General features: G+C 35.7%; 28 protein-coding genes and 1 pseudogene. All 29 read left to right on the plus strand.

What is annotated here, in order from left to right:
* The first annotated feature begins 110 nt into the window (after positions 1–110).
* Positions 111–326, plus strand: coding sequence for a flagellar FlbD family protein (locus H1D32_RS20640; RefSeq protein WP_261180097.1), 216 nt, complete (start codon positions 111–113; stop codon positions 324–326).
* Positions 327–758 carry a flagellar basal body-associated protein FliL gene (gene fliL, locus H1D32_RS20645; RefSeq protein WP_261180098.1) on the plus strand — a complete coding sequence of 144 codons (432 nt, stop codon included), beginning with the start codon at positions 327–329 and terminating at the stop codon, positions 756–758. It begins immediately after the preceding gene.
* A 38-nt stretch (positions 759–796) separates the two neighbouring features.
* Positions 797–1,789, plus strand: a complete 993-nt coding sequence (gene fliM, locus H1D32_RS20650; RefSeq protein WP_261180099.1) for a flagellar motor switch protein FliM — start codon at positions 797–799, stop codon at positions 1,787–1,789.
* Positions 1,782–3,017: a flagellar motor switch phosphatase FliY gene (gene fliY / locus H1D32_RS20655; protein WP_261180100.1), complete on the plus strand. Its 1,236-nt coding sequence runs from the start codon at positions 1,782–1,784 to the stop codon at positions 3,015–3,017. The genes fliM and fliY overlap by 8 nt, the downstream gene beginning before the upstream one ends.
* A 20-nt stretch (positions 3,018–3,037) precedes the next feature.
* On the plus strand, positions 3,038–3,400 hold the full coding sequence (locus tag H1D32_RS20660; RefSeq protein ID WP_261180101.1) for a response regulator: 363 nt from the start codon (positions 3,038–3,040) through the stop codon (positions 3,398–3,400).
* A gap of 5 nt (positions 3,401–3,405) precedes the next feature.
* Positions 3,406–4,101, plus strand: coding sequence for a flagellar biosynthetic protein FliO (locus H1D32_RS20665; protein ID WP_261180102.1), 696 nt, complete (start codon positions 3,406–3,408; stop codon positions 4,099–4,101).
* Entirely contained in the window at positions 4,098–4,769 is a 672-nt protein-coding gene (gene fliP / locus H1D32_RS20670; RefSeq protein ID WP_261180103.1) for a flagellar type III secretion system pore protein FliP, read from the plus strand. The genes H1D32_RS20665 and fliP overlap by 4 nt, the downstream gene beginning before the upstream one ends.
* Before the next feature lie 12 nt (positions 4,770–4,781).
* On the plus strand, positions 4,782–5,051 hold the full coding sequence (fliQ, locus tag H1D32_RS20675) for a flagellar biosynthesis protein FliQ (RefSeq protein ID WP_261180104.1): 270 nt from the start codon (positions 4,782–4,784) through the stop codon (positions 5,049–5,051).
* On the plus strand, positions 5,051–5,827 hold the full coding sequence (fliR, locus tag H1D32_RS20680; protein ID WP_261180105.1) for a flagellar biosynthetic protein FliR: 777 nt from the start codon (positions 5,051–5,053) through the stop codon (positions 5,825–5,827). The genes fliQ and fliR overlap by 1 nt, the downstream gene beginning before the upstream one ends.
* A gap of 1 nt (position 5,828) precedes the next feature.
* Positions 5,829–6,911, plus strand: a complete 1,083-nt coding sequence (flhB, locus tag H1D32_RS20685; RefSeq protein ID WP_261180106.1) for a flagellar biosynthesis protein FlhB — start codon at positions 5,829–5,831, stop codon at positions 6,909–6,911.
* Positions 6,912–6,932: 21 nt separating this feature from the next.
* Positions 6,933–8,972, plus strand: coding sequence for a flagellar biosynthesis protein FlhA (gene flhA / locus H1D32_RS20690; RefSeq protein WP_261180107.1), 2,040 nt, complete (start codon positions 6,933–6,935; stop codon positions 8,970–8,972).
* Positions 8,972–9,592 (plus strand): flagellar biosynthesis protein FlhF, encoded by a 621-nt coding sequence (locus tag H1D32_RS25140; protein ID WP_314733470.1) that lies wholly within the window; start codon positions 8,972–8,974, stop codon positions 9,590–9,592. The genes flhA and H1D32_RS25140 overlap by 1 nt, the downstream gene beginning before the upstream one ends.
* 16 nt (positions 9,593–9,608) lie before the next feature.
* A complete protein-coding gene (locus H1D32_RS25145; protein ID WP_314733471.1) occupies positions 9,609–10,127 on the plus strand; it encodes a flagellar biosynthesis protein FlhF in 519 nt (172 codons plus the stop codon).
* Positions 10,120–10,995, plus strand: a complete 876-nt coding sequence (locus H1D32_RS20700) for a MinD/ParA family protein (protein WP_261180108.1) — start codon at positions 10,120–10,122, stop codon at positions 10,993–10,995. Before H1D32_RS25145 ends, H1D32_RS20700 begins: the two co-directional genes overlap by 8 nt.
* A 41-nt stretch (positions 10,996–11,036) precedes the next feature.
* A pseudogene (locus H1D32_RS25545) lies at positions 11,037–12,055 on the plus strand (protein-glutamate methylesterase/protein-glutamine glutaminase).
* A gap of 14 nt (positions 12,056–12,069) precedes the next feature.
* Positions 12,070–14,118 (plus strand): chemotaxis protein CheA, encoded by a 2,049-nt coding sequence (locus H1D32_RS20710; RefSeq protein WP_261180109.1) that lies wholly within the window; start codon positions 12,070–12,072, stop codon positions 14,116–14,118.
* A gap of 251 nt (positions 14,119–14,369) precedes the next feature.
* A complete protein-coding gene (locus H1D32_RS20715) occupies positions 14,370–14,849 on the plus strand; it encodes a chemotaxis protein CheW (protein ID WP_261180110.1) in 480 nt (159 codons plus the stop codon).
* Positions 14,850–15,491: a chemotaxis protein CheC gene (locus H1D32_RS20720; protein WP_261180111.1), complete on the plus strand. Its 642-nt coding sequence runs from the start codon at positions 14,850–14,852 to the stop codon at positions 15,489–15,491.
* The gene (locus tag H1D32_RS20725) at positions 15,484–15,972 is read left to right on the plus strand and encodes a chemotaxis protein CheD (protein ID WP_261180112.1); all 489 of its coding nucleotides are present in this window, start codon (positions 15,484–15,486) and stop codon (positions 15,970–15,972) included. Before H1D32_RS20720 ends, H1D32_RS20725 begins: the two co-directional genes overlap by 8 nt.
* A gap of 324 nt (positions 15,973–16,296) precedes the next feature.
* Positions 16,297–17,067, plus strand: coding sequence for a FliA/WhiG family RNA polymerase sigma factor (locus H1D32_RS20730; protein ID WP_261180113.1), 771 nt, complete (start codon positions 16,297–16,299; stop codon positions 17,065–17,067).
* Positions 17,068–17,352: 285 nt separating this feature from the next.
* Positions 17,353–18,729 (plus strand): flagellar assembly protein A, encoded by a 1,377-nt coding sequence (locus H1D32_RS20735; protein WP_261180114.1) that lies wholly within the window; start codon positions 17,353–17,355, stop codon positions 18,727–18,729.
* Between the two features lie 30 nt (positions 18,730–18,759).
* The gene (locus H1D32_RS20740; RefSeq protein ID WP_261180115.1) at positions 18,760–19,083 is read left to right on the plus strand and encodes a hypothetical protein; all 324 of its coding nucleotides are present in this window, start codon (positions 18,760–18,762) and stop codon (positions 19,081–19,083) included.
* 431 nt (positions 19,084–19,514) lie between these two features.
* On the plus strand, positions 19,515–20,012 hold the full coding sequence (locus H1D32_RS20745; RefSeq protein WP_261180116.1) for a DUF6115 domain-containing protein: 498 nt from the start codon (positions 19,515–19,517) through the stop codon (positions 20,010–20,012).
* 162 nt (positions 20,013–20,174) lie between these two features.
* The gene (gene rpsB / locus H1D32_RS20750) at positions 20,175–20,873 is read left to right on the plus strand and encodes a 30S ribosomal protein S2 (RefSeq protein ID WP_261180117.1); all 699 of its coding nucleotides are present in this window, start codon (positions 20,175–20,177) and stop codon (positions 20,871–20,873) included.
* A gap of 199 nt (positions 20,874–21,072) precedes the next feature.
* A complete protein-coding gene (gene tsf, locus H1D32_RS20755; RefSeq protein ID WP_261180118.1) occupies positions 21,073–21,951 on the plus strand; it encodes a translation elongation factor Ts in 879 nt (292 codons plus the stop codon).
* A 220-nt stretch (positions 21,952–22,171) separates the two neighbouring features.
* A complete protein-coding gene (gene pyrH / locus H1D32_RS20760) occupies positions 22,172–22,894 on the plus strand; it encodes a UMP kinase (RefSeq protein ID WP_261180119.1) in 723 nt (240 codons plus the stop codon).
* Position 22,895: 1 nt separating this feature from the next.
* On the plus strand, positions 22,896–23,453 hold the full coding sequence (gene frr, locus H1D32_RS20765) for a ribosome recycling factor (protein WP_261180120.1): 558 nt from the start codon (positions 22,896–22,898) through the stop codon (positions 23,451–23,453).
* A 679-nt stretch (positions 23,454–24,132) separates the two neighbouring features.
* The gene (locus H1D32_RS20770; protein ID WP_261180121.1) at positions 24,133–24,900 is read left to right on the plus strand and encodes an undecaprenyl pyrophosphate synthase; all 768 of its coding nucleotides are present in this window, start codon (positions 24,133–24,135) and stop codon (positions 24,898–24,900) included.
* Positions 24,901–24,913: 13 nt separating this feature from the next.
* Positions 24,914–25,708, plus strand: a complete 795-nt coding sequence (locus H1D32_RS20775; RefSeq protein ID WP_261180122.1) for a phosphatidate cytidylyltransferase — start codon at positions 24,914–24,916, stop codon at positions 25,706–25,708.
* The last annotated feature ends 312 nt before the right edge of the window (positions 25,709–26,020 follow it).

Genomic DNA, 26,020 nt, shown 5'->3' on the forward strand with positions numbered 1-26,020 from the left:
ATGAAACTAGATTGTAGATTAATAGCGTAAATCTACTGTCATTCTCTTATCTAGTAACAATTTGTGTAAGGAGGAAAAGAGGTGATTATACTCACCTCTTCATAAATTAAATGATTAAACTAACCCGACTAAACGGTCATTCTTTTAGGTTAAATGCACTCTTTATTGAGCAGGTAGAGTCATTTCCAGACACAACTATCACATTAACAAATGGAAAAAAGATCATTGTTCGAGATAAAGAAGACGATGTAATGTTAAAAATTACAAAATTCTACCGACAAATTGGATTGGTTGGGCTCATCAACGATGAAGCGGAGGAAAATTAATTGTTTAAAAATAAATTAGTCAACATTATGCTTATCATATTAATGACCTTAACGTTAATAGGAGGTATTACGTTAGTCCTGTACTATCAATCGGCAAAAGCAGAAGTCTCCTCCAAAAAGCCAACGATTGATGACATTATTGCCTTATCAGTTGATACAAATGAAATTACGACGAATTTATTAACAAATGATTATGTCAGGGTTGCATTTAAAATCCAAGTCGATAATTCTAAAGCAAAAAAAGAGTTGGAGAAACGTGATTTTCAAGTCCGAAATATCATTATTCGTGAATTATCTGGAATGAGAGCCAGCGACTTTGCAGGTCCGTTAGGGATTGAAAGGTTGGAAGAATTAATTAAAGTCAAAATTAATGAATACATGCAAGATGGGGTGGTAGTAAGTGTGTATACCACAGGCTTTGTCCTACAATGATGATACAATAAATTACTTTTTTAAGAGAGGTGAGGCCCTTGGCTGAGGTATTATCACAAAGTGAAATTGATGCCCTGCTATCTGCATTATCAACAGGAGAAATGGATGCTGATGAGTTAAAAAAAGAAGAAGCTCAAAAGAAAATCAAAGTTTATGATTTTAAACGGGCACTTCGCTTCTCAAAAGACCAAATTCGAAGTTTAACAAGAATTCACGAGAACTTTGCACGACTGTTAACAACGTACTTTTCTGCTCAATTACGTACTTTTGTTCAAATAACAGTTGCTTCTGTAGATCAGCTACCCTACGATGAGTTTATTCGCTCTGTACCAAAGATGACGATTTTAAACGTTTTTGAACCATACCCGTTAGATGGGCGGTTTTTAATTGAAGTAAATCCCAACATAGCCTATGCTATGCTAGATCGTCTTTTAGGTGGAAGAGGAGTCTCCATCAATAAAGTAGATACATTAACTGAAATCGAAACAAGAATTATGACGCAATTATTCCAAAGAACATTAGATAGTTTTCAAGAAGCATGGAGCACTGTTGTAGAACTTGATCCACAAATGGACGATTTAGAGGTCAATCCACAATTTTTACAAATGGTTTCCCCTAATGAAACCGTAGTGGTCATTTCTCTATCGACTGCGATAGGTGAAGCGACAGGTATGATCAATATTTGTCTACCACATGTTGTTTTGGAGGAAATATTACCAAAGTTATCTGTTCATTACTGGATGCAAACCAAAAAGAAAAGTCGTCTTCCTGAAGAAGTGATGCAATTAGAAAAAAATGTTCGGAGTGCACCATTAATTATAAAAGCTGAGCTTGGTAAATCAGAAATTACGATCCAAGAGTTTTTGCATCTAAACATAGGTGATACTATCGAACTGAATAGTTTAATTGATGACCCTCTTTTGATTAAAGTGGGGAATGTTGCGAAGTTTTGGGCTCAACCAGGGAAAGTGAAAAATAAACTTGCGATTCAAATAACAGAAGAAATTGAGGAGGATGAAAAGAATGAGTGACATGCTTTCTCAAGATGAAATTAATGCATTGTTAAGTGGGCTGAATAATGATGTCATTGAAGATAATAGCGAGTCAGCTGGTCCAAAGGTAGAGAATTACCTTTCTAGCATTGAACAGGATGCACTTGGTGAAATTGGTAATATTTCATTTGGGAGTGCAGCAACTGCGCTTTCCACATTATTAAATCAAAAAGTAGATATTACAACACCTAAAGTATCAGTTATTGAAAAGAAAAAGCTTGAAGAACAGTTTCCACAACCCCATGTAGCAATCCATGTTAAGTATACAAAGGGCTTTGAAGGAACCAATTTATTAGTAATTAAAACGAAAGATGCAGCTATCATTGCCAATTTAATGTTAGGTGGAAATGGACTAGATGTGGACGAAACCGAATTAGGCGAAATGGAAATCAGTGCTGTTCAAGAGGCAATGAATCAAATGATGGGTTCAGCTTCAACGTCAATGTCAACAATCTTTAACAAGAAAGTTGATATTTCTCCACCAGGAATTAATTTAATGAATGTAAAGGTTGGTCAAGGGACGAGTAATATACCTGATGAACATACGTTAGTCAAAATTTCGTTTAGTCTGAAAATTGGTAGCTTAATTGATTCGCAAATTATGCAATTAGTGACAGTTTCTTTTGCTAAAGATTTAGTAGATCAACTCATGAATCCGTCGACTGAAGAAGAAGGTATGATACCTGAAACTATTCAAGTCTCTCCTAGTAATCAACAAACGAGAGCGAAGCAAAACGAACAACAGACACCTGTCAATTATTCAACGCCAGATGTAGAACCGCAACAAAGTGCTTCAGATATAAATTATTATCAAGTGTCAGCTACTCAAAGATTGCCACAAAATTTTGGCGGACCATCGAGTGGTCAACACCAATATCAACGTGATGTTAACGTACAGCCAGTAGCATTTTCAAGCTTTGAAAGTCCAAGCTTAAATGATGTAGAAGCGAAAAACTTAAACATGCTTTTAGATATTCAACTTCAGGTGACTGTTGAGTTAGGAAGAACGAAACGTTCGATAAAGGAAATTCTAGAACTTTCACAAGGGTCTATTATTGAATTAGATAAACTAGCTGGTGAGCCTGTAGATATCTTAGTAAATGACAAGTTAATCGCTAAAGGAGAGGTTGTCGTTATTGATGAAAACTTTGGCGTTAGGGTAACAGATATTGTTAGTCAAACGGACCGTTTAAAGAATTTGAAGTAAAAATTGAAGGAGGCCCTAAAATGGCAAATAAAATTTTAATCGTGGATGATGCAGCATTCATGAGAATGATGATAAAGGATATTTTAACAAAGAATGGATTTGAAATAGCTGGTGAAGCAAATGATGGTGCTCAAGCCATCGAAAAGTATAAGGAGCTGTCACCAGATCTAGTTACCATGGATATTACGATGCCTGAGATGGATGGTATTACCGCTCTTAAAGAGATTAAAAAGTTTGACCCGAATGCTAAAGTCATCATGTGTTCTGCCATGGGACAACAAGCAATGGTTATTGATGCTATTCAAGCAGGTGCTAAAGACTTTATTGTTAAACCTTTTCAAGCTGATCGTGTAATTGAAGCAATAAAGAAAACGATTGGATAGAACTGATGTTTAGTCGTTTGCAACCTATGTTTTACTTTAGAATTATCTTATCTATGATCTTGTTCGTGGGAGGTAGTCATTCGCTTGTAGCATGGCAGGTTCAAGCGAATGCGCCTAATAATTCAGTATTTGACAGTTATCAGCCAAAAGATGGACAAGCTCCTGCTGAAAATGCTGAAAATGAAAATACGGGACAAATAAATAAGATCGATTCTGATGAAGTTGGTGGAGCACTTGAGGATCAGAGTTTATTTAAGATCTTTTTTCAGCTTTTTTTAGCATTAGCTGTGATCATTCTGATGATCTATGCACTAATACGTTTTATTGGTAAGAGAACCCAATCCTATCAAACACATCGTACGCTTCAAAATATCGGTGGTGTTCATGTCGGTACTAACCGCTCTATTCAGCTAGTAAGAGTAGGTAAGAGAGTTTTAGTTGTTGGGGTAGGGGAAACCATTCAACTGTTAAAGGAAATTGATGATGAAAATGAGATTAATACGATCTTAGAAGATTTTGAGGTTCAAGAGGGGCAACAAAATCTTTCATCATTTGTTACCTGGGCACAAACGAAACTTAATGGTCAAGGGGGAAATTCGCCTACAAAGGTGAATTTTAAGGGATTATTAGAACGTCAATTAACAGAAGTCAAAAATTCCCAAAAAAAAGCTCATGCAGTTATTAAGGAGAGGGAACAATGATTAGTTTTATTCCTGCCCTAGATATTTTTAGTGAAGAGCCCCAAAACGTGGCGGCTACAATCCAATTGCTATTACTATTAACAGTACTAACGCTGGCACCAAGCATCTTAATATTAATGACAAGTTTTACGAGGATCATTATCGTTTTATCCTTTGTTCGTACAGGGCTTGCAACACAACAAATGCCTCCGAACCAAGTATTAATTGCACTTGCACTATTTATCACGTTTTTTATTATGTCACCAATCTTGGCAGAAGTAAATGAAACAGCATTACAGCCATTATTCAATGATGAACTAACCCAAGAGGAAGCATTTGAAAGAGCCGCAACACCATTTAAGTACTTTATGGCTAAGCATACAAGAGAAAAAGATCTAGCTTTGTTTATGGGCTATGCTGGAATGGAGCGACCAAACACGATTGATGACATTCCGCTTACCGCGTTAGTACCTGCCTTTGCAATTAGTGAATTAAAGACTGCCTTCCAAATTGGATTTATGGTATTCGTACCATTTTTAGTGATTGATATGGTCGTCGCTAGTATTTTAATGTCGATGGGGATGATGATGCTTCCTCCAGTTATGATTGCCTTACCATTTAAAATATTGTTATTTGTAATGGTGGATGGCTGGTATTTAGTTGTAAGATCATTACTATTAAGTTTTTAAAGGGTGGTTTAAGTGAGTGAGGAATTTGTCATTTCAATGGCAGAAAAAGGGGTTTTTACAATCCTGGTAATTGCGGGTCCTTTGTTATTAATAGCTTTAGGAATAGGTCTAGCAGTGAGTATTTTTCAAGCAACAACTCAAATTCAAGAACAAACGTTGGCGTTTATTCCAAAAATTGTTGGGGTGTTAATAGCGCTTATCGTTTTTGGGCCCTGGATGCTTTCACATATGATCACCTATGCTTATGAAATTTTTAGTAATTTACATCGGTTTGTGGGCTAATGCTTGATTTAGTACAATACGTTCCTGCATTTTTACTGATTCTTACTAGGGTTTCTGCCTTTTTTATCACATTACCATTGTTCTCACATCGAACAATACCACCCATCCATAAATTGGGGCTAGCGGTCTTCCTATCATGGTTAATGTTTTTTACAGTCGACCCTGGTCAAATTGAAATTGATGGTATTTATTTTTTGCTCATTTTAAAAGAGGTTATCGTTGGGTTAACGGTAGGTTTAATAGCGATGGTGATCATGTATGCGATTCAAGTAGCTGGTGGATTTATTGATATAAAGATGGGGTTTATGATCGCAAATGTTATCGATCCACAAACTGGGGCACAAAGTCCATTAACCGGTGGCTATTTATATACGTTCGCTCTCCTATTCTTATTAGCCATAGATGCACATCATCTATTATTAGACGGTATCTATTATAGCTATCAATTCATTCCGCTTGAGCAAATTTACATTCCGTTTAGTAATGAAAATATTTTAATTCATTTTATTAAAACGTTTACGACCATGTTTTTTATAGCATTCCAAATGGCAATGCCCATTGTTGGTTGTTTATTTTTAGTTGATGTGGCATTAGGAATGATTGCTAGAGCTGTTCCACAAGTGAATGTTTTTGTCATTGGCTTTCCAATTAAAATATTTGTTGGTTTTGTTATTCTGATTTTGGTAATGCCAGCTTTTTTCATGGTGACGAAACACTTGGTACAACAAATGATTTTAGCGATGCGAACACTGATGCAGCTTTATGGGGGGATGTAGGATGGCTTTTTTATCTGTAGACCTCCAGTTTTTTGCGCAAGAAAAAACTGAAAATGCAACACCGAAAAAAAAGCAAGAGACTAGAAAAAAAGGTCAAGTTGCGAAAAGTACGGATATTAATACTGCTATTATATTATTATTAATTTTTATATTTTTAGGATTAATTGGTAGTTTTGTTGGTAAAAAAACGGTTACCTTTTTACAGTTTATGTATCAAGAATATTTACTATTTCAACTGACCGCAGAAAATGTCCAGAGCTTATTTCTAGAGATTACAATGCAAACAGTGGTCATTGTCGCTCCGATCATGTTAATGGCGTTTCTTGCTGCTATTTTCAGTAATTACTTGCAAGTAGGTTTCTTATTTGCTCCTGAAGCGATCAAGATGAAACTGAGCAAACTTAATCCGATTCAAGGATTTAAAAGAATTTACTCAGTAAGGGCGATTGTTGAATTACTAAAATCACTACTAAAAATTGTACTTGTAGGTCTAGTAACTTTCACAATTTTGTGGTTTAGTATTGATCAAATCTTGATCTTATCATTAATTCCAATCACTGATGCACTTAGTTTTGTAGGAACGCTAACAATAACAATGGGTGTGGCGGTTTCAATTTTACTAATATTTTTGGCTGTCTTAGATTACTTATATCAACGCTACGATCATGAAAAAAATATCCGAATGTCAAAGCAAGATGTTAAAGATGAATACAAGAAAACTGAGGGAGATCCCTTAATAAAATCAAAGATTAAAGAAAAGCAAAGACAAATGGCGATGCAGCGCATGATGCAGGAAGTTCCTAAAGCTGATGTCGTGATTACAAACCCAACTCATTTTGCTATTGCCTTGAAGTATGATGGAGAGAAGATGGATGCGCCTGTCGTTATTGCCAAAGGTGTTGACTTTATTGCTCAAAAGATCAAAGGAATTGCAAAGAATAATGAGATTATTATGGTTGAAAATAGACCTTTAGCTAGAGCATTATACGAACAAACAGATATTGGGGATGAAGTCCCTGAAGAATTGTTTAAAGCTGTGGCTGAGGTTTTAGCATATGTTTATCGGATCAAGAACAAAGTCTAGACTTATGAAGGAGAGAACCAAATGTCAGCAAAGGATTTAAGTGTACTATTAGGAGTCATATTAATAGTGGTTATGCTTATCATCCCATTGCCACCCGTGTTATTGGATGTTCTAATCATTATTAATATCTCTCTTGCTCTCCTAATCATATTAGTAGCAATGAATACAAAAGAGCCTTTGCAATTTTCAATTTTTCCAACACTACTACTTTTAGTTACATTATTTCGTTTAGGACTAAATGTCTCAACGACAAGATCCATACTCGGTGAAGGCCAAGCTGGTAATGTAATTGATACATTCGGCTCATTCGTAGTGGGGGGAAATGCGCTCGTCGGCTTCGTAGTTTTCTTAATATTAATTATTATTCAATTCGTTGTCATCACTAAGGGTGCGGAGCGCGTTTCAGAGGTAGGTGCTCGTTTTACTTTAGATGCAATGCCTGGAAAACAAATGAGTATTGATGCAGATTTGAACGCTGGGATGATATCTGATATCGAGGCAAAAGAGCGCCGACTGAAAATTGAAAGAGAAGCTGATTTTTATGGATCAATGGATGGAGCTAGTAAATTTGTTAAAGGTGATGCAATTGCAGGTATTGTTATTGTTATTATAAATATTATTTTTGGTTTAATAATCGGTATGATGCAACAAGGGCTTGATATAGGTGCGGCTGCGTCAAAATATACGCTATTAACAGTTGGAGATGGATTAGTCAGTCAAATTCCTGCACTTTTAATCTCAACAGCTACAGGTATTGTAGTTACTAGAGCAGCTTCTGAGGGGAATTTGGGAGACGATATAACAAACCAACTATTAGCTTATCCTAAAATGCTTTATATTGCTGGAGGTACAATTCTTTTACTGGGAATCTTTACTCCGATTAATTTAGGATTAACAACTCCGATTGGATTATTCTTAATCATTGGTGGCTATTTGTTATTAAAGAAAGAAGATCAGAAATTGTTCGAGGCAGAGGAAGCCGCAAGTGTTGAATCAGAAAATCATGAAGATATGAAATCTCCAGAGAGTGTAATTAACCTTCTTCAAGTGGATCCGATTGAATTTGAATTTGGTTATGGTCTTATTCCTTTAGCAGATGCCAATCAAGGCGGTGACTTATTAGACCGTGTTGTTATGATTAGACGTCAACTTGCCCTTGAATTAGGATTAATCGTTCCAGTTATTCGAATTCGGGATAATATTCAATTACAACCAAACGAATACTCAATAAAAATTAAAGGAAATGAAATTACAAGAGGAGAACTGTTACTTGATCATTTCATGGCAATGAGCCCAGGAATCGATGATGAAAGTATCGTTGGGATTGAAACAATTGAACCGGCCTTTGGAATGGCTGCGATTTGGATCAGTGAAGACGTAAAAGAGCAGGCTGAGTTATCTGGATATACGGTTGTAGATCCCCCTTCTGTTGTCTCAACGCATCTTACTGAGGTGATAAAACGTCACGCACATGAATTATTAGGTCGTCAAGAAACCAAGCAGTTAATCGATCATTTAAAAGAATCCTATCCTACATTGGTTGAAGATGTGACACCAAATCCACTCTCAATTGGCGAGGTCCAAAAAGTACTAGCTAATCTATTAAAAGAAAAAGTTTCTATTCGAAACTTACCAACGATCTTTGAAACATTAGCTGACTATGGCCAAATGACGAAAGATACGGATTTAATTACTGAATATGTTCGACAAGCTCTTTCACGACAAATTACAAAACAATACGCAAATAATAATGAACCTCTTTACGTTGTAACTATAAGTGGTTCTGTAGAAAAAATAGTTGCAGATGGAGTCCAGCAAACAGAACATGGAAATTACTTGACTTTAGAACCTAATGACTCGCAGACAATAATTGATGCAGTTCTTTATGAGGTAGAGCGAATGAGTGAGATGGGGCAAATGCCAATATTACTTTGTTCTCCAGCTGTTCGAATGTATATTCGACATTTACTTGAACGTTATTTACCTCATGTTCCAGTATTATCATATAATGAGCTTGAGCCTTCCATTGAGGTTCAAAGTGTAGGGGTGGTGAATGTATAGTGAAGGTCAAAAAATTTGTAGCTAATTCTATGTCTGAAGCAATGAAGCAAATTCGTAAGGAACTTGGAAGTGAAGCGGTTATCTTAAATTCGAAAGAAATTGAGACTGGTGGTTTTCTAGGCTTTTTTACGAAAAAAAATATTGAGGTAATAGCCGCAGTTGATTCTGTACCGACTGTTCGGAGATCTGTACCTAAGAGAAAGCCTCCTCAAGATCATATCAAGCCAAAGGAACAAAGTACTCCAGTAACAATTAATACGGAAGTTAAAAATGAGGGGTTAGAAAAGGAAGTTAAGGAGCTTAAAAGCCTTGTTAACAATATGACTAGTTCTTTTGCAACTCAATTCCATGATTATCCAGAGGCTTTGAAGAATATCAATCAAATTCTTATTGACCAAGAAATTTCACCTAACATTCGCATTGAAGTCATGAAAAAGCTATTAAAAAATTGGTATGTGAAAGATAAGGAAACAACTAGCGAGAGTGAAACGTTGCAATGGGCAAAAGGAGTACTGAAAGAAACTATCCAGGGGAATGAAATGGGTGGCTTTGCATTTAACAAGAAGTTTTTAAACCTAGTTGGACCTACAGGAGTGGGAAAAAACAACAACTATTGCTAAAATAGCAGCACACTGCATGCTAAAGCATCAGAAAAAAGTCGCTTTTATAACGACTGATACATTTCGAATAGCTGCCATTGACCAGTTAAAGACATATGCCAAAATCTTAAATGTTCCTATTGAAGTTGCCTTTTCTGTAGAAGACTTTGTAAAAGCCAAAGAAAAGCTGTCAGAGTATGATGTAGTGTTGATAGACTCAGCAGGGAGAAATTTTTTAAATCAAATGTATATTGATGAACTTAAAAAGGTTATTGACTTTGATGAGGAAATGGAAACGTATTTAGTACTTTCTCTTACGTCAAAGTATCGTGACATGGCGTCGATTTATGAACAATTCTCTAAAATAAATATTAGTAAGGTTATCTTTTCGAAAAAAGATGAAACATTATCAAGAGGATCGATGTTTAATTTAGTTCATGAGTATAAAGTAGGCGTAGCTTATATTACAAATGGACAGAGTGTACCTGACGATATCATTGAGGGTTCTTTAGAAGAAATCGTAAATAGTATTTTAGAGGTTGAAACCTATGAATGATCAAGCAAAGAATTTACGACAAATGTTAGAGATGGCTAGTGATACGAATATAGATACGAAAGTGTTAGCCGTAGTAAGCGGTAAAGGCGGCGTAGGAAAATCTAATTTTTCGTTGAATTTTGCGATTGATCTTATGAAAGTAGGTAAGAAGGTTTTACTTTTTGACTTAGATATTGGTATGGCAAATGTTGACATATTAATGGGGGTTTCTCCTCAATTTACAATCCTTGATATGATTGAAAGAGATCTATCAATTTTGGAAATTATTGAGGAAGGTCCCGAACAGTTATCATTTATTGCCGGCGGAACAGGTTTTTCGTCGCTATTTCAATTAAACCCTCGTAAACTATCAAGATTTTTACAGCAACTTGAGCTATTGAATGGGAAGTACGATTATATTATTTTTGATATGGGTGCTGGAATTTCTAAGGATAGTTTACATTTTATTTTAGCGGCCAATGAAGTCATTGTTGTTACAACACCGGAACCAACATCGATTACTGATGCTTATGCTCTGATAAAATATATTCACTTAAAAGATCAGGATATTCCAATTGCCATCTTAGTTAATCAAGTTGACTCTCCTGCTGAAGGCAAGAAAACGTTCGAAAATTTAAAATTGGTATCAAGTCAATTCCTTCAAAAAGATATCACTCTATTAGGAATTATCCCTTTTGATATGATTGTACTGAAGGCAGTCAAAGCACAAGTACCATTTTTACTTTACTCACCTTCTAGTAAACCGAGTCAGTCTCTAAAAGAACTTATTCCGCGATATCTAGGTGTCGCAGGAAATGAGTTGAAAGTCCGTTCGTACACTACTTTCTTTAGTAAGATTAAACAATACCTTACAGAAAAAAGGTGGTGACTAGATTGATCCGAGTACTCGTAGTAGATGACTCTGCCTTTATGAGAAAGATGATCAAGGATTTTTTGGAGGAGGACAAACGAATCGAAGTGATAGCAACAGCTAGGAACGGTCAAGATGGACTAGATAAAATTCAGTTGTTCAATCCTGACGTCATTACCTTGGATGTAGAGATGCCAATCATGAACGGGCTAGAGGCATTAAAGCAAATCATGCGAACATCACCGAAGCCTGTCATTATGGTAAGTAGTACAACGAAAGAAGGAGCGGAAAACACTGTTTTGGCGATGTCCTATGGGGCAATTGATTTTATTGCTAAACCATCAGGAGCAATCTCGCTTGATATCCATAAAGTTCGTGATGAACTTATTGAAAAAGTGGTTCAAGCAGCGAGTGTAAAACTTTCAAAGTTGTTCCCAAACGACAATCAAACAGTGCCTAACCCTAAACCCAATCCATTAGAGAAAAGACGACAAAAACAGTTATTAGAAAAAAAATTGTTGCTATAGGTACTTCCACCGGTGGACCGAAAGCATTGCAACAAGTCCTTACAATGCTTCCTAAAGATCTAAATGCACCGATCTTCATTGTTCAACATATGCCTGCAGGCTTTACCAAGTCTCTTGCAACCCGCCTTGATAACATAGCAAGTATTAAGGTGAAAGAAGCTGAAGATGGTGAGGTCGTAAAAAAAGGTGTTGCCTATGTTGCCCCAGGAGGATACCATTTAAGAGCGAGAAGCATCGGGACTACCATAGCAATACAGCTTGATCAGTCACCTCCAGAAAATGGTCATCGACCTTCAGTAGATTCGATGCTAAATTCATTGGCCACTATTAAAAATCATTCTATTATAGCGGTTATCCTGACTGGAATGGGTTCTGATGGTTCAAAAGGTTTATTAAAATTAAAAAATTCTTGTGATGTTGTGGCGATAGCAGAAGCAGAAGAGACTGCGGTAGTCTTTGGAATGCCTCGTGCGGCAATCAACACGACCAAGGTTGACGAAGTTGTACGTTTGCACGACATTGCCGCGAGCATTGAAAAGTATTGTCGATAGAGGGGGATATACTTGTGGATAAAAATCAATATTTAGATATGTTTATTGATGAAAGTAAAGAGCACTTACAAGCAATGAACGATAACTTATTAAAGCTTGAAAATACACCTGAAAATATGGCTATAGTAAATGAAATTTTTCGTTCAGCTCATACGTTAAAGGGCATGTCGGCTACGATGGGCTATGAAGATCTTGCAAGCTTGACACATATTATGGAAAATGTTCTTGATGGAATACGAAATGGTAAAATTGGTGTTTCAAGCGAGATTTTAGATGTTGTCTTTGAAGCGGTTGATGACTTAGAAGCAATGGTCGTATCAATTGCCACGGGTGGTGACGGTAAGCGTGATGTGAAGAAAGTCGTTGCCCAATTGGAAAAAATAGAGGAGGCTGATGTGGTTGCAGTACAGGATACGGTAAATAATGAAATTGCTGCTACTATAGAGATTCTTGACACTAATAGCCTTGTCTTAGAAGAAACTTATGACGACTTTGAGATCACTGTTTTGTCGCAAGCGCTGGAACAAGGTTTTCTAGCTAACCAAGTAAAGATTACTTTACGTGAGGATTGTATTCTAAAAGCAGCGCGGGTATTCATGGTATTTGAAGTTTTAGAACAAGTTGGTGAAATCATTAAATCTAGTCCAACTGTAGAGGCCCTAGAAGAAGAAAACTTTGACTATCAATTTACAGTGACACTTATAACAAAGGAATCCAATGATGACGTGATTAATCGCATTTTAAAAGTTTCCGAGGTAGATAACGTTGAAGTAACAAATATCGATCTAGGTTCCAATAAATATACATATCAAGAAAAAGAATCAAGTCAACTTGAGAGCGAAGAAGTTCCACTTAATACTAGTAATGATAAGAATTTAGTTAACCCTAACAAAGAAGAAAAGTCAAATAACTCAGCGAGCAAAACAATTAGGGTAAATATTGACAGACTAGATATTCTAATGAATTTATTTGAGGAATTAGTCATTGATCGTGGGCGTCTCGAACAAATTGCTAAAGAATTGAAAAGTACAGATTTGACAGAGACAGTCGAACATATGTCAAGAATATCAGGGGACCTACAAAGTATTATTTTAAATATGCGTATGGTACCGGTCGAACAAGTATTTAACCGCTTTCCGAGAATGGTCAGAGGCTTAGCAAAAGACTTAGGGAAAAAAGTAAACTTAGAAATCATTGGTGCAGACACAGAATTAGACAGAACGGTAATCGATGAAATTGGTGATCCACTTGTTCATTTGCTGAGAAATTCGCTCGACCATGGCATAGAAACTCCAGAAAACCGCTTAAATGTAAACAAGAGCGATGAAGGTAATATTACTCTGAGGGCGTATCATAGTGGAAACCATGTATTTATAGAGGTATCTGACGATGGATCAGGGATTAACCGTGACAAAGTCCTAAAGAAGGCAATTGCCACAGGTGTTGTTTCAAAGGAAAATGAGAATAAATTAACAGATAAACAAGTTTATGAATTATTGTTTTCTTCTGGATTAAGTACTGCTGACAAAATTACTGATGTTTCCGGACGAGGTGTCGGCTTAGACGTCGTAAAAAATAAAATTGAATCTTTAGGTGGTAGTGTAACCGTAGATTCTGTCTTAGGCGAGGGTACAACTTTTTCTATTCAATTACCATTAACATTATCAATCATATCAGTGATGCTAGTTGAAGTGCAAAATGAAAAGTATGCGATTCCGCTTTCTTCAATTATTGAAACGGCAATCGTAAAAGACGAGGAGATATTATCTGCACATAATCAAAAGGTGATTGACTTTAGAGGCAGTGTAGTTCCTCTTATGAATTTAACAGATTTCTTTGATGTGCCAAAGACAAGGCAAGAAAATTCGTATCATTCAATTGTTATTATCCGTAAAGGAGAGAAGATGGCAGCTTTAGTTGTTAATTCCTTTATCGGACAACAGGAAATTGTACTTAAATCATTAGGGAACTACTTGACAAATGTCGTTGCCATTTCTGGTGCAACAATTTTAGGTGACGGTCAAGTTGCTTTAATTGTTGATTGCAACTCACTTATTAAATAACTAAATTTCCAATGTAGTAAGTCTGCTTGGGGAAAATTGTTGTTGTAAAAGTAAGTAAAATAAACTTGAAATAATAAAAACTCAGGGTGTCTTTCTAACTTTAACTTTTAGGTAAGAGAAATATTGAATGACTATTTAACACTCAATTTTCTTTTAAAAAAACATGTTTACTCGTCCGACGAGTAACTTCGGGAGCAAAGTTTACGAAAAGAGCGCCTTGTGCTAAGACAGATAAGTTTGGGAGGTACAACATGGTTGAAGCAAATAATGTGGCAGAAATGAAAGTCATCGTTTTTCAGTTGCAGGATGAAGAATACGGAATAGAGGTCGAATACGTTCGTTCGATTGAAAGAGTTCAACATATTACTAGAGTACCTAAAACACCTGATTTTGTTAAAGGTGTTATCAATTTACGAGGGGTTGTTACTCCTATTATTGATTTAAGAAACAGGTTCGGGCTTGAGGATCTAGAAACAACCGATAGTACGAGAATGATTATTGTTGCTGTTGATCACATGGAGGTAGGTCTAATAGTTGATGCAGCTAACGATGTGATCGATATTCCTATTGAAGCAATAGAACCACCTCCGCAAGTTGTTGGTGGAGTTGAAGCGGATTACTTACGTGGTGTTGCGAAACTGGCTAAACGGTTACTTATATTATTAAATTTAGATAAAGTATTAGCTGCTCAAGATTTTAACGAAATGAATTCCACCAGGGAAAAAGTTTAAATGTATTTTCTTAACCAGATACAATCCTACCATTTAGATATTTTAAAGGAAGTCGGTAATATTGGTGCTGGACATGCTGCAACTTCATTATCTAAGCTTTTAAACAAAACAATTGATATGAAGGTACCCGCAGTTCGTGTTGTATCATTTAATGAGATCACAGAATTAGTTGGTGGATCAGAAAATGTCGTGGCAGCGATTTTTCTAAGGATAGAAGGCGAAGCGCCAGGGAATATGTTCTTCATTTTACCGTTAGAAGAGGCTACTGGTCTAATCCGATATTTAACCGGGGAGTCCGATTTTGATTTGAATTTACCTCCCTATTCAGACATAGGCATATCTGCTTTACAAGAAGTCGGTAATATTTTAGGAGGTGCTTATTTATCGGCATTTTCCGATTTTACAAACTTAAATATGCAGCCTTCCGTTCCTGCATTAAGTGTTGATATGGCCAATGCCATCTTAAGTTATGGCCTATTAGAGCTATCTCAAGTAGGAGATTATGCAATTGTCATAGAAACTGAAATTCTAGAGAAGATAGATGAATATTCCCAAAATACGAGGGGACACTTCTTCTTACTTCCTGATCCAGATTCTTATGAGATAATCTTTCAATCACTAGGAGTTTCTATCAATGGATGAAATCATTAAAGTTGGGATGGCTGAGTTAAATGTCGCAAAATCACCACAAAAACTTCGTACATCAGGATTAGGTTCTTGTGTTGGTGTAGTTATTTATGATGAAATAACAAAAGTCTCTGGAATGGCACATGTCATGTTACCAAGCTCTTCTTTAGTGAAGTCAGAATTAATAAATAAGGCTAAGTACGCCGATACCGCATTAGATGTATTGTTAGGCCGACTTAATCAGTTAGGTGCGAAGAAAGTACAGTTAAAAGCAAAGCTTGCTGGTGGAGCACAAATGTTCAAATTTTCAACTTCCAGCGATATGATGAGAATTGGTCCTAGAAATGTCGAGGCTGTAAAAGACAAGCTAAAAGAACTAAACATCCGTATTGTTGCTGAGGATGTTGGTGGTAGCAGTGGAAGAACGATTGAGTTCGATCCAAATACTAGTAAACTCTCAATTCGTACGGTGAGTCAAGGGGTTACAGAGATCTAATATTATCATTTATTTATTAATAAATTTACGCTCTTTTCTAAAAGCAACAAAGTTTACGAAAACAGCCTAAATTTAATTATTTAATAACATTTTTATTTGAGTGTATTTCTTAATTCCCTAAATAATCTGTATCAAACTATATGTAGTAGTTAAAAATGATTTTACGTATATAGAATTTAATAGCAAAACAAAGAAATATGAAAATCATTATCTTATTTGTCTGTCTTTGAGACAGAGAAGGAAGCCGATATAGAAGAAGGTAATTCCTGAAAAGTAATTCAACAGTACTTCACAGATCTGATAAATATACCAAGGAGGATAAAAATGCCTCAGACAAAAGAAATTGAAAAACAAGTCTGGAAAAAATGGATAGAACAACGGGATATTCAAGCCTGTGATGAACTAATCCGAATTTATCTACCTTTAGTAGATTATCATGTTCAACGAATTGCTGTTGGACTACCGCGTAATATTAACAAAGAAGATTTGAAAAGTCATGCTCTAATGGGGCTTTATGATGCACTAGAAAAATTTGATTACTCTAGAGAGCTTAAATTCGATACGTATGCTTCATTTCGGATTAGAGGATCAATCATTGATGGGCTGAGGCAAGAAGACTGGTTACCTAGAACCTTAAGAGAGCGCTCAAAAAAAATTGAGGCAATGACTGAAAGGTTAGAGCAGCAATACGGCCGCTTTGTAACAGCGAAAGAGGTTGCTGAAAAATTGGAACTAACAGAAGATGAAGTTCTTCAAGTGATGGGGGAAACCTTTGGGGCCAATTTATTATCAATAGACGAGAAAACAAAAGATTCAATACGAGACGAGACTTTTAAAAATTCGTTGGTCGATAAATGTACATTAAATCCAGAAGAACATTTGCTGACGAAGAACAATAATGAGGATCTTGTTCGAGTTATCGAAAACTTAAATGAAAAAGAACAGCTCGTCGTCAGTTTATTTTACTTTGAAGAATTAACTTTAACAGAGATTGGTCAAATAATGGGGCTTACAACCTCGAGAATATCGCAAATACATTCAAAAGCACTTTTTCGTTTAAAACAGGTGTTTATGAAGGAAAAGGCAAATGATTAAGCTTTTATCTAAGGCTTTTTTCGAAAACATTGTGGCTTTGCGGACAATAATTTACTAAAATATGGCATATTTCTGTGTTTACAACCTTTGAATGTTAGAAAAGATGGCTTGATATCTTGATATATCTTGCCAATTGCGAGCTATTTTAAAAACAATCCTTGAGAAAACAGCCTTATCTAAAGATTATTATTAGTAGTTGAATAAATTAATAACAACATTTTATACGAAAAGAGCCATTTAAAAAATAGCACCTTGTCATTGTCCTTGGAGAGGAGAGTTGATGTGTTGTTAGTTGACGATGTTTATGAAATACAAGTTGATAAGAGTAAAATGCAAGCAACACTTATCCAGAAAGTACGAGCGGAAAACGAAACGATTTACACCATGGAAGATATGAAAATATTATTTAATCAGTATGGAATCATATACGGGATAAAAGAGATAATCGTACAAAAGGTTCTTACAGGTGAAATTGCTCTACCGGTCATTATTGCCGAAGGACAAGAGCCTGTCAATGGAGTGGATGCAACTTTAAAAGTGATATATCCAAGCCTATCAACAAGTAATCAAATAGACGACATTAAAAATGTTGACTTGAAACAAGTGATTAATATCCCATCGGTTACCCATGGACAATTAATTGGCCAAAAAATCACAGCAACAAAAGGAAGTTCTGGTAAAAATGTTTTCGGAGAGGAAGTTTTAGCGAAATCTGGTAAAGATTTTTCACTTCGACCGGGAAAAAATACTAGAGTCGATGATAATGGCTTAATGTTATATGCAATGATCGATGGGCAAATGTCAGTGGAAGGGAAGATTATCCATATATTCCCTGTGTTTGAGGTTAACGGTGACTTAGATTTAAAAACCGGTAATATTTCCTTTGTTGGCACCGTCAATATTAGAGGCAATGTGCCGGCAGGATTCGAAATTCACTCTAAAGGTGATATACGAATACATGGCACTGTCGAGGGGGCAGTATTGATTTCTGGTGGGTCTATTTATGTATCAACTGGCATCGTTGGTCAAGGAAAGGGATTAATAAAGGCTAAAGGAAACCTTCATACAACCTTTATCAACCAAGGTATTATTGAAGTTGAAGGTGATGTCAATTGTACTCAATCAATACTACATAGTACAGTCCAGGCAGATGGTACTGTATATTGTCATAAAGGTATTGGCAATATCGTTGGTGGCTCTATTTCTGCTGGAAAAAGCATTATAGCGAGAGAAGTTGGTAACTCACACAATACTCGTACATTTCTTTATTTAGGGGCAAACCAAAACCTAATGGATAAAGAACATGCTTTCAGTGAAAAGCTTAAGCGGGCTGAAGATGATTTAACGAAACTTAATACACTCTTACAAAAACTAAATGAAAAAGAGAAGATATCGCCCCTAACAACTAACGAAAAAATCATTAAGTTAAAAGTTCGCAATTCCCTTGAAGTAACGATAGATGCTTTAATGGAAGCGAAAGAAAAAATGGAGGAACTCCAAGAGGTTATAGGCCAATTTGGAAAATCAACCGTAATAGTTGAAAAACAAATCTATCCAAATGTGGATGTACATTTTGGTAAGTATCAACAGAAAATAATCGCACCACATCAACGGGTCAAAATCCATTTAGAACATAGTGAAATAGTCATCTCAAAGATGTGACATGCTCAAAAAAGTTTTTGGAGGGTTTGTATGAGTTTAAAAGCAATTGAGCTACAAGTGGCTTTACCCCGTACCCAAAACGTTGGGAAAATTCAAGATCAGCTTCAGCAAAGAGGTCAAGTTGTTCAGGACTATCTTGGTATGGAACAGCAAAAAACTGATGAAAAGCAACGAAAGCAAGTGTTAAAAACTTCGGAAACAGAGAAAAAGCGTTTAAATAATGATGACGAGGGCCAGAGCCAAGATAACTCTAATAATCAAGGGCAAAATACAGGTCAAAGACAAGGGTTGAAGCAAAAGCCTAATGTTGCGAAACACCCCTATAAAGGGAATTATGTCGATTATTCAGGGTAGTAAACTAATATTGCTTTATATCATTTAACAGGAATTGCCCGCTAGAGGTCAATTCCTTTGGTTTTATTTCTAGTTAGTTAAGTATAAGAATTTTTAGTACTTGATGTCTAGCTCCACCGCCCAGCCCCTCGAGGTCAATTAACCTTCGAGAGAAAAAGTGAACTTCCTTTTTCCTAGAATAAAAGTGAAAGAGCACACTTTTTTCTCGAAGAACATTTGCATGTCGGGGCTAAAATGGGCGCTTGCGCTTTTCTTATTAGTTACTACTGAGCAGAGTATAAGAATGGCCTGCGACTTAGAAAGTTTTACAGAGTGAATTCTCATCCAAGTAGTTTAAGTAACATCCTTTTGTTAAAAATATATATTCAAGAGTTTTAATTTTGGGTAAAAGAATGTATATGCGATCAAGCTGTTTTATTTAGGAGGTTTTTATGGCATATTTTATTACAATTAGCTTTCTACTGCACTTCATTACTTTTTTTATCATTATTGTCTTAGTACAAAAAATAAATGCGAAAAGTGTATTAGGTGGCGCGAATGAACAAGAAAAGCTAAAAAAAGAAATAGAAGATTTATTAGTTGCCTATACAATTGAAATGAAAGAAGAAAATGAAAAGCTTGTAAATAAGCTTGTCTTAAAACAGAAAATTAAGGAGAAGGATCAATCAAGCCAAATTAAATTAAATGCCAAGCAAGAAGAGCAAACTATAAAAACACCGATAAGAACTCAAGATAGACCGATACAAATGGTAAATATAGAAGATACCTTTGCACCACCAATCTTTGAACAAACGGAAGATATCATCGAACAATCTGCCACTGCGCAGGTCCTTTCCCTAGCTAATCAAGGTTTTTCTACAAATGACATTGCTAAACGTCTCGGAATGGGAGCAGGGGAAGTGGAATTATTATTGAAATTTCATAAATAACTCAGTCAACTACTTGCCATAAAAAAATCGATATGGTATAGTAAATCTCGGTGTTAAATCACACACGTTCGTTAATTTAAATAAAGGTGCTACTATGTAGTCTTATTTAAAGAGGATGCGAGCGGAGGATAAAAAAAACCAATTTTAAAGGAGGTGTGAAGAATGGGCGTAATCTCCATGAAACAATTATTAGAAGCTGGGGTACACTTCGGTCACCAAACTCGTCGTTGGAATCCTAAAATGGATCGCTACATCTTCACTGAAAGAAACGGAATTTATATTATTGATCTTCAAAAGACGGTCAAGAAAGTTGAGGAAGCTTACTATTTCGTAAGAGACTTAGCTGCACAAGGCGGAAAAGTACTATTTGTTGGTACTAAGAAGCAAGCACAAGACTCTGTGAAAGAAGAAGCAATACGTTCTGGAATGTATTTCATTAACCAACGTTGGTTAGGTGGTACGTTAACAAACTTTGAAACAATCCAAAAGCGTATTTCTCGTTTAAAACAATTAGAGCAAATGCAAGAAGATGGAACATTCGATGTTCTTCCTAAGAAAGAAGTTATCATTCTTAAAAAAGAAATGGATCGTCTTGAAAAATTCTTAGGTGGTATTAAAGATATGAAGGGTGTCCCTGATGCTCTATTCATCATCGACCCACGTAAAGAGCGTATTGCTATCGCTGAAGCACGTAAATTAAATATTCCGATTGTTGCAATTGTAGATACAAACTGTGACCCGGATGAAATTGACTACGTAATTCCAGGAAATGACGATGCAATTCGTGCGGTTAAACTTCTTACTGCTAAAATGGCAGATGCAATTATCGAAGCTAACCAAGGCGAAGAAACATCTGCTTAATAGGATAAAGCTCTAAAAAAGGGTGGTAAAGGGTTTTACCCTTTATCACCTTTTTTATACTATTAACTAGACAAGAGTAATATGATGAGTAATTAGTTTAAAGTTCGTAATTTAAAATAGTTTAAAATTGTCAATACTAGGCAAATGGAATAAAATAGCTTAGATTGATTATTTGTACATAATTGAAGGAGGAAATAAAATGGCAATTTCAGCAAGTATGGTAAAAGAACTGCGCGAGCGTACAGGTGCAGGAATGATGGATTGTAAAAAAGCTTTAACAGAAACAGACGGTGATATGGAAAAAGCAATTGATCTTCTTCGTGAGAAGGGAATTGCGAAAGCTGCTAAGAAAGCGGACCGTATTGCAGCAGAAGGATTAACTTATGTTGCTGTAGAAGGAAATAAAGCAGTTATCGTTGAAATCAATTCAGAAACAGACTTTGTTTCTAAAAACGAAAACTTTAAAAACCTAGTAGCAAACGTTGCTAATAGTGTACTAGCTAATACTCCAGCTGATGTTGATGCTGCTTTAGCTGTTAGCTATGAAGAAGCTACTCTTGCAGATTACATCAACACTCAAATCGCAAAAATTGGTGAAAAACTTTCATTACGCCGTTTTGAAATTGTTGAAAAAACGGATGCTGATGCGTTTGGTGCTTACTTACACATGGGTGGAAGAATTGGTGTATTAACAGTTCTTGCTGGTACAAATGATGAAGAGCTTGCGAAAGATGTTGCAATGCATATCGCTGCTATTAATCCAAAATACGTTTCACGTGACGAAGTTTCTCAGGAAGAAGTGGCTCGCGAACGTGAAGTATTAACACAACAAGCATTAAACGAAGGGAAACCTGAAAACATCGTTGCTAAAATGGTAGAAGGCCGTTTAAGCAAATATTTCGAAGATATTTGTTTACTAGATCAACCATTCGTAAAAGATGGCGATCAAAAAGTTGGCAAGTATGTAAGCAATAAAGGTGCTTCTGTGGTTTCATTTACTCGTTATGAAGTAGGCGAAGGTATGGAAAAGCGTGAAGATAACTTTGCAGAAGAAGTAATGTCTCAAGTTAAAAAGTAAAGCTATTGGAAAAGCGAAAGCGCCAGATAAGCGACCACAAGCAAATGTTCATTAAGAAAAAGTGAAATCTTTTTTCTTAATGAACATTTGACCTCAGGAGCTAGGCGCTGAAGCTAGGCAACTCATTAGTTGTCTATACATTGTTTGAAAATTTTAGGGGCACTCAGTGTCCCTTTTTCCAAATAGCCAAATGGTAAACAATCAATCAATGGAGGTTAACATGGAAAAGCCTAAATATAAAAGAATCGTCCTTAAACTAAGTGGTGAAGCACTAGCCGGTGAACAAGGATATGGAATTGATCCGATCGTCATTCAATCAATTGCTCAACAAATCAAAGAGATTGTTGCTCTAGATGTAGAAGTTGCAATCATTGTTGGTGGAGGCAATATTTGGCGTGGAATGGCTGGGAGTGCTAAAGGAATGGACCGTGCAACCGCTGACTACATGGGAATGTTGGCAACTGTAATGAATTCTTTAGCATTGCAAGATAGCCTTGAAAATATAGAAGTTCCAACGAGAGTCCAAACGTCTATTGAAATGAGACAAGTAGCAGAACCGTACATAAGAAGAAAAGCGATTCGTCATCTAGAGAAAAACCGTGTTGTTATTTTTGCGGGGGGTACAGGTAATCCTTATTTCTCTACAGATACGACAGCGGCACTACGAGCAGCTGAAATTGAAGCAGAGGTCATTTTAATGGCTAAAAATAAGGTTGACGGTGTTTATACTGCAGATCCTTCTATTGATGCAAATGCAAAAAAATACGAAACACTTACTTATTTAGATGTGTTAAAAGAAGGTTTAGCTGTGATGGATTCTACAGCATCGTCATTATGTATGGACAATGATATCCCACTTATTGTATTTTCAATTATGGAAGAAGGAAACATTAAACGAGCCGTCCTAGGCGAAAATATTGGCACAATTGTTAGGGGGAATTAAGATGAGTAAAGAAGTTATTAAAGTAACAGAAGAAAAAATGAATAAAGCAATCGATGCACTTAAACGCGAGCTTGTAACTTTACGTGCTGGAAGAGCAAACCCTGCAATTTTAGACAAAATTCAAGTTGAATATTATGGCGCATTAACTCCGTTAAATCAATTAGCTTCAATTACTGTCCCAGAAGCAAGACTTTTAGTAATTCAGCCATATGATAAAACATCACTAAGTGATATTGATCGTGCAATTCAAAAGTCTGATTTAGGCCTAAGCCCATCGAATGATGGGACAGTTCTGAGAATTATGATCCCACCTTTAACTGAAGAAAGACGTCGTGATCTTGTTAAGTTAGTTAAAAAATATGCAGAAGAAGCAAAGGTGGCAGTTCGTAACATTCGTCGTGATGCAAATGATGAACTAAAGAAATTGCAAAAAGACGGGGAACTTACAGAAGATGAGTTACGCCGTAGCACAGATGATGTTCAAAAGTTAACTGACAAAGAAATCGTTAAAGTAGATGAAGTTGCTGCTACAAAAGAAAAAGAAATCATGGAAGTGTAATTCTTTTCAAGGTAAAATAGAATAATGAATAGAACCCTCTGTACATTTTAAGGGGGTTTTTTTATACGATAAAAACATAACTTAGGTTGAACTAAGGGGAAAAACCTTAGATTAATGACTATATCTTATTGATTTTTTTATAGAAGGCATTATATTTTTAATCGTTTATTCCTACAATGGTAATAAATCATTTCTAATGTAAAATATCCTTGGTGAAAACTGAGTCTTTTTAAATCGCTCTTTTCTAAAACATTGTTACTTCATAACCTAAAATAATTGGAAAAATTCCTTAGATGAAGATATCACCTAATAAATTGAGTAAGAAAAGAGCGCTACCTACTAAATAAATTGTGAAATCTTAGTATTTACTTAAGCAACAAACTTCGCGAAAACAGCTTTTTTAAATAGAACTTTTTTACAAAAATTGTTACTTTTAAAATTGCTGATAGAAGGAATATATAGAGGTCTCAGGAGCATCTTTTCTACATTCTTTTTAAGAATGTTTTCGAAAACAGCCTTAAAAAACTGTGATTTTCTAATAATCGTTGTTATGTAAGTAGTTATCATATACAATTATTGAAGTGTGTAGTTGTACTGTCGTAATGAATGCCAAATGTAAATCAATGATGTTTATCTAAAACAAAGAGGCAAACAAAGTTTTATTATGGGGGACATGAAAATGCTTGAAAAGTTCTCAAATTGGATTTCGAAGAATGAGCAAGAAAGAAAAGTAGAAGATGTGACAATAGAAAATGTTCCAAAGCACGTTGCAATTATTATGGATGGGAATGGTCGGTGGGCGAAAAAACGCGGCTTGCCAAGGATTGCAGGGCATCGTGAAGGTATGAGTGTTATTAATAAGATCGTAAAACAGGCTAATTCACTAGGGATTGAAGTGCTTACACTTTATGCTTTTTCGACGGAAAATTGGAAGAGACCGAAGAATGAAGTTGATTTTTTAATGAGATTACCTGAGCGGTATTTAAGTGTTGAATTACCAAAATTAATTGAAGAGAATGTAAAGGTACGTTTAATGGGTAGTAAGGACAGTCTTCCTGCTCATACCATTGCAGCTGTAGATAATGCCATTGAGAAGACAAAACAAAATACTGGTTTAGTTCTAAACTTCGCCTTAAATTATGGGAGTCGTGATGAAATTGTTCTGGCTGTCCAAAATATTGCCAAAGAAGTAAGTGCAGGGAAATTAACCGCTGATGAGATTAATGATACCTTAGTCGATCAATATTTAATGACGAATGAACTACGTGATCCTGATCTTTTAATTCGCACAAGTGGTGAAATTCGCTTGAGTAATTTTATGCTCTGGCAGCTTGCTTATACTGAGTTTTGGTTCACAGATGTACTTTGGCCAGATTTTACTGAACAACACTTTTTAGAGGCAATAAATGTATATCAACAGCGAACACGTCGCTATGGGGGTATTTAGAAAGGAGTAATGTATGAAAGAGCGAATCATTACAGGAGTAATTGCTGGTATTGTTTTTATTTTATTAATTGTAATCGGTAAGCTACCGTTTACAATTGGTATTATTCTTCTAGCAACAATCGCCTTATTTGAATTGTTAAAAATGAAAAAAGTAGCACCAAGGTCATTAATAGGTATTTTGAGTATGTTTTTTTTATGGACGATTCTTCTGCCAAAAGAATGGTTTGAGGTAGGTATTCTGTCTAATTTAAACAGGGCAGACTTACTAATCGGCTTCATTTTGTTATTTTTAGCAATTACTGTATTAAGTAAAAATTCAATTACTTTTGACCATATTGGGTTTATCATTCTTGCTTCTGCTTATGTTGGTCTAGGATTTCATTTTTTAATTGAAACAAGATTACTTGAAAACGGCTTAGCACTATTATTTTTTATTCTATTTTTAATATGGGGTACAGATAGTGGCGCATATTTTACAGGTAGAGCTTTCGGAAAACGAAAGCTATGGCCTGAAATTAGCCCTAATAAAACAATTGAAGGTTCGCTAGGTGGGGTTTTAACTGCTCTTGTAATTGGTCTTATCTATCATTATTTTGTCCCAATTTCAGACTCCTTAAGTTACTTAGTGATGATCATTGTCGCAGTTTCTGTTGTTGGACAACTTGGAGATCTTGTGGAATCAGCCCTAAAGCGACATTATGCTGTGAAAGATTCAGGGAGCATTTTGCCAGGGCATGGAGGAATATTGGATCGATTTGATAGCCTGATTTTCGTCTTGCCTGTTCTATACTTATTACATTTTATTTAACAAGTATACATATTTAATGGCTCTTTTCGTAAACTTTGTTGCTTTTAGGTCGTCTTTTTAGAATAAATAAGCTTAAATTGGGACAAATTTATTTGTCCCAATGGCTTATTTATTCTAAAAAGCTTCACGCAAAGCGTGAAGAACCAAGCATTCTCTTGGTTTCCACCCAAAAGCTATTAGCAACAATCTTCTAGTAAAGCGCAAAATCTTTGTTGCTATTAAAAAAAATTGGTTGCATAAACATAAGTATTTTCCCGTTATACAAATCATAAGTTAGAAAAGATGCCCAGAGACCTTAGTGTTTCAATTATA

It is taken from the genome of Anaerobacillus sp. CMMVII (assembly GCF_025377685.1).
Classification (GTDB): Bacteria; Bacillota; Bacilli; order Bacillales; family Anaerobacillaceae; genus Anaerobacillus.

What these genes read in the sequence shown, in the direction of transcription:
- frr (WP_261180120.1), top strand. Translation starts at nt 22,896, where the DNA reads ATGAGTAAAGAAGTTATTAAAGTAACAGAAGAAAAAATGAATAAAGCA.
- H1D32_RS20640 (WP_261180097.1), top strand. Translation starts at nt 111, where the DNA reads ATGATTAAACTAACCCGACTAAACGGTCATTCTTTTAGGTTAAATGCA.
- tsf (WP_261180118.1), top strand. Translation starts at nt 21,073, where the DNA reads ATGGCAATTTCAGCAAGTATGGTAAAAGAACTGCGCGAGCGTACAGGT.
- flhB (WP_261180106.1), top strand. Translation starts at nt 5,829, where the DNA reads ATGGCTTTTTTATCTGTAGACCTCCAGTTTTTTGCGCAAGAAAAAACT.
- fliP (WP_261180103.1), top strand. Translation starts at nt 4,098, where the DNA reads ATGATTAGTTTTATTCCTGCCCTAGATATTTTTAGTGAAGAGCCCCAA.
- pyrH (WP_261180119.1), top strand. Translation starts at nt 22,172, where the DNA reads ATGGAAAAGCCTAAATATAAAAGAATCGTCCTTAAACTAAGTGGTGAA.
- fliY (WP_261180100.1), top strand. Translation starts at nt 1,782, where the DNA reads ATGAGTGACATGCTTTCTCAAGATGAAATTAATGCATTGTTAAGTGGG.
- fliR (WP_261180105.1), top strand. Translation starts at nt 5,051, where the DNA reads ATGCTTGATTTAGTACAATACGTTCCTGCATTTTTACTGATTCTTACT.
- H1D32_RS25145 (WP_314733471.1), top strand. Translation starts at nt 9,609, where the DNA reads ATGCTAAAGCATCAGAAAAAAGTCGCTTTTATAACGACTGATACATTT.
- H1D32_RS20720 (WP_261180111.1), top strand. Translation starts at nt 14,850, where the DNA reads ATGTATTTTCTTAACCAGATACAATCCTACCATTTAGATATTTTAAAG.
- flhA (WP_261180107.1), top strand. Translation starts at nt 6,933, where the DNA reads ATGTCAGCAAAGGATTTAAGTGTACTATTAGGAGTCATATTAATAGTG.
- H1D32_RS20665 (WP_261180102.1), top strand. Translation starts at nt 3,406, where the DNA reads ATGTTTAGTCGTTTGCAACCTATGTTTTACTTTAGAATTATCTTATCT.
- H1D32_RS20730 (WP_261180113.1), top strand. Translation starts at nt 16,297, where the DNA reads ATGCCTCAGACAAAAGAAATTGAAAAACAAGTCTGGAAAAAATGGATA.
- H1D32_RS20700 (WP_261180108.1), top strand. Translation starts at nt 10,120, where the DNA reads ATGAATGATCAAGCAAAGAATTTACGACAAATGTTAGAGATGGCTAGT.
- H1D32_RS20715 (WP_261180110.1), top strand. Translation starts at nt 14,370, where the DNA reads ATGGTTGAAGCAAATAATGTGGCAGAAATGAAAGTCATCGTTTTTCAG.
- H1D32_RS20770 (WP_261180121.1), top strand. Translation starts at nt 24,133, where the DNA reads ATGCTTGAAAAGTTCTCAAATTGGATTTCGAAGAATGAGCAAGAAAGA.
- H1D32_RS20725 (WP_261180112.1), top strand. Translation starts at nt 15,484, where the DNA reads ATGGATGAAATCATTAAAGTTGGGATGGCTGAGTTAAATGTCGCAAAA.
- rpsB (WP_261180117.1), top strand. Translation starts at nt 20,175, where the DNA reads ATGGGCGTAATCTCCATGAAACAATTATTAGAAGCTGGGGTACACTTC.
- H1D32_RS20745 (WP_261180116.1), top strand. Translation starts at nt 19,515, where the DNA reads ATGGCATATTTTATTACAATTAGCTTTCTACTGCACTTCATTACTTTT.
- H1D32_RS20660 (WP_261180101.1), top strand. Translation starts at nt 3,038, where the DNA reads ATGGCAAATAAAATTTTAATCGTGGATGATGCAGCATTCATGAGAATG.
- H1D32_RS20740 (WP_261180115.1), top strand. Translation starts at nt 18,760, where the DNA reads ATGAGTTTAAAAGCAATTGAGCTACAAGTGGCTTTACCCCGTACCCAA.
- H1D32_RS20775 (WP_261180122.1), top strand. Translation starts at nt 24,914, where the DNA reads ATGAAAGAGCGAATCATTACAGGAGTAATTGCTGGTATTGTTTTTATT.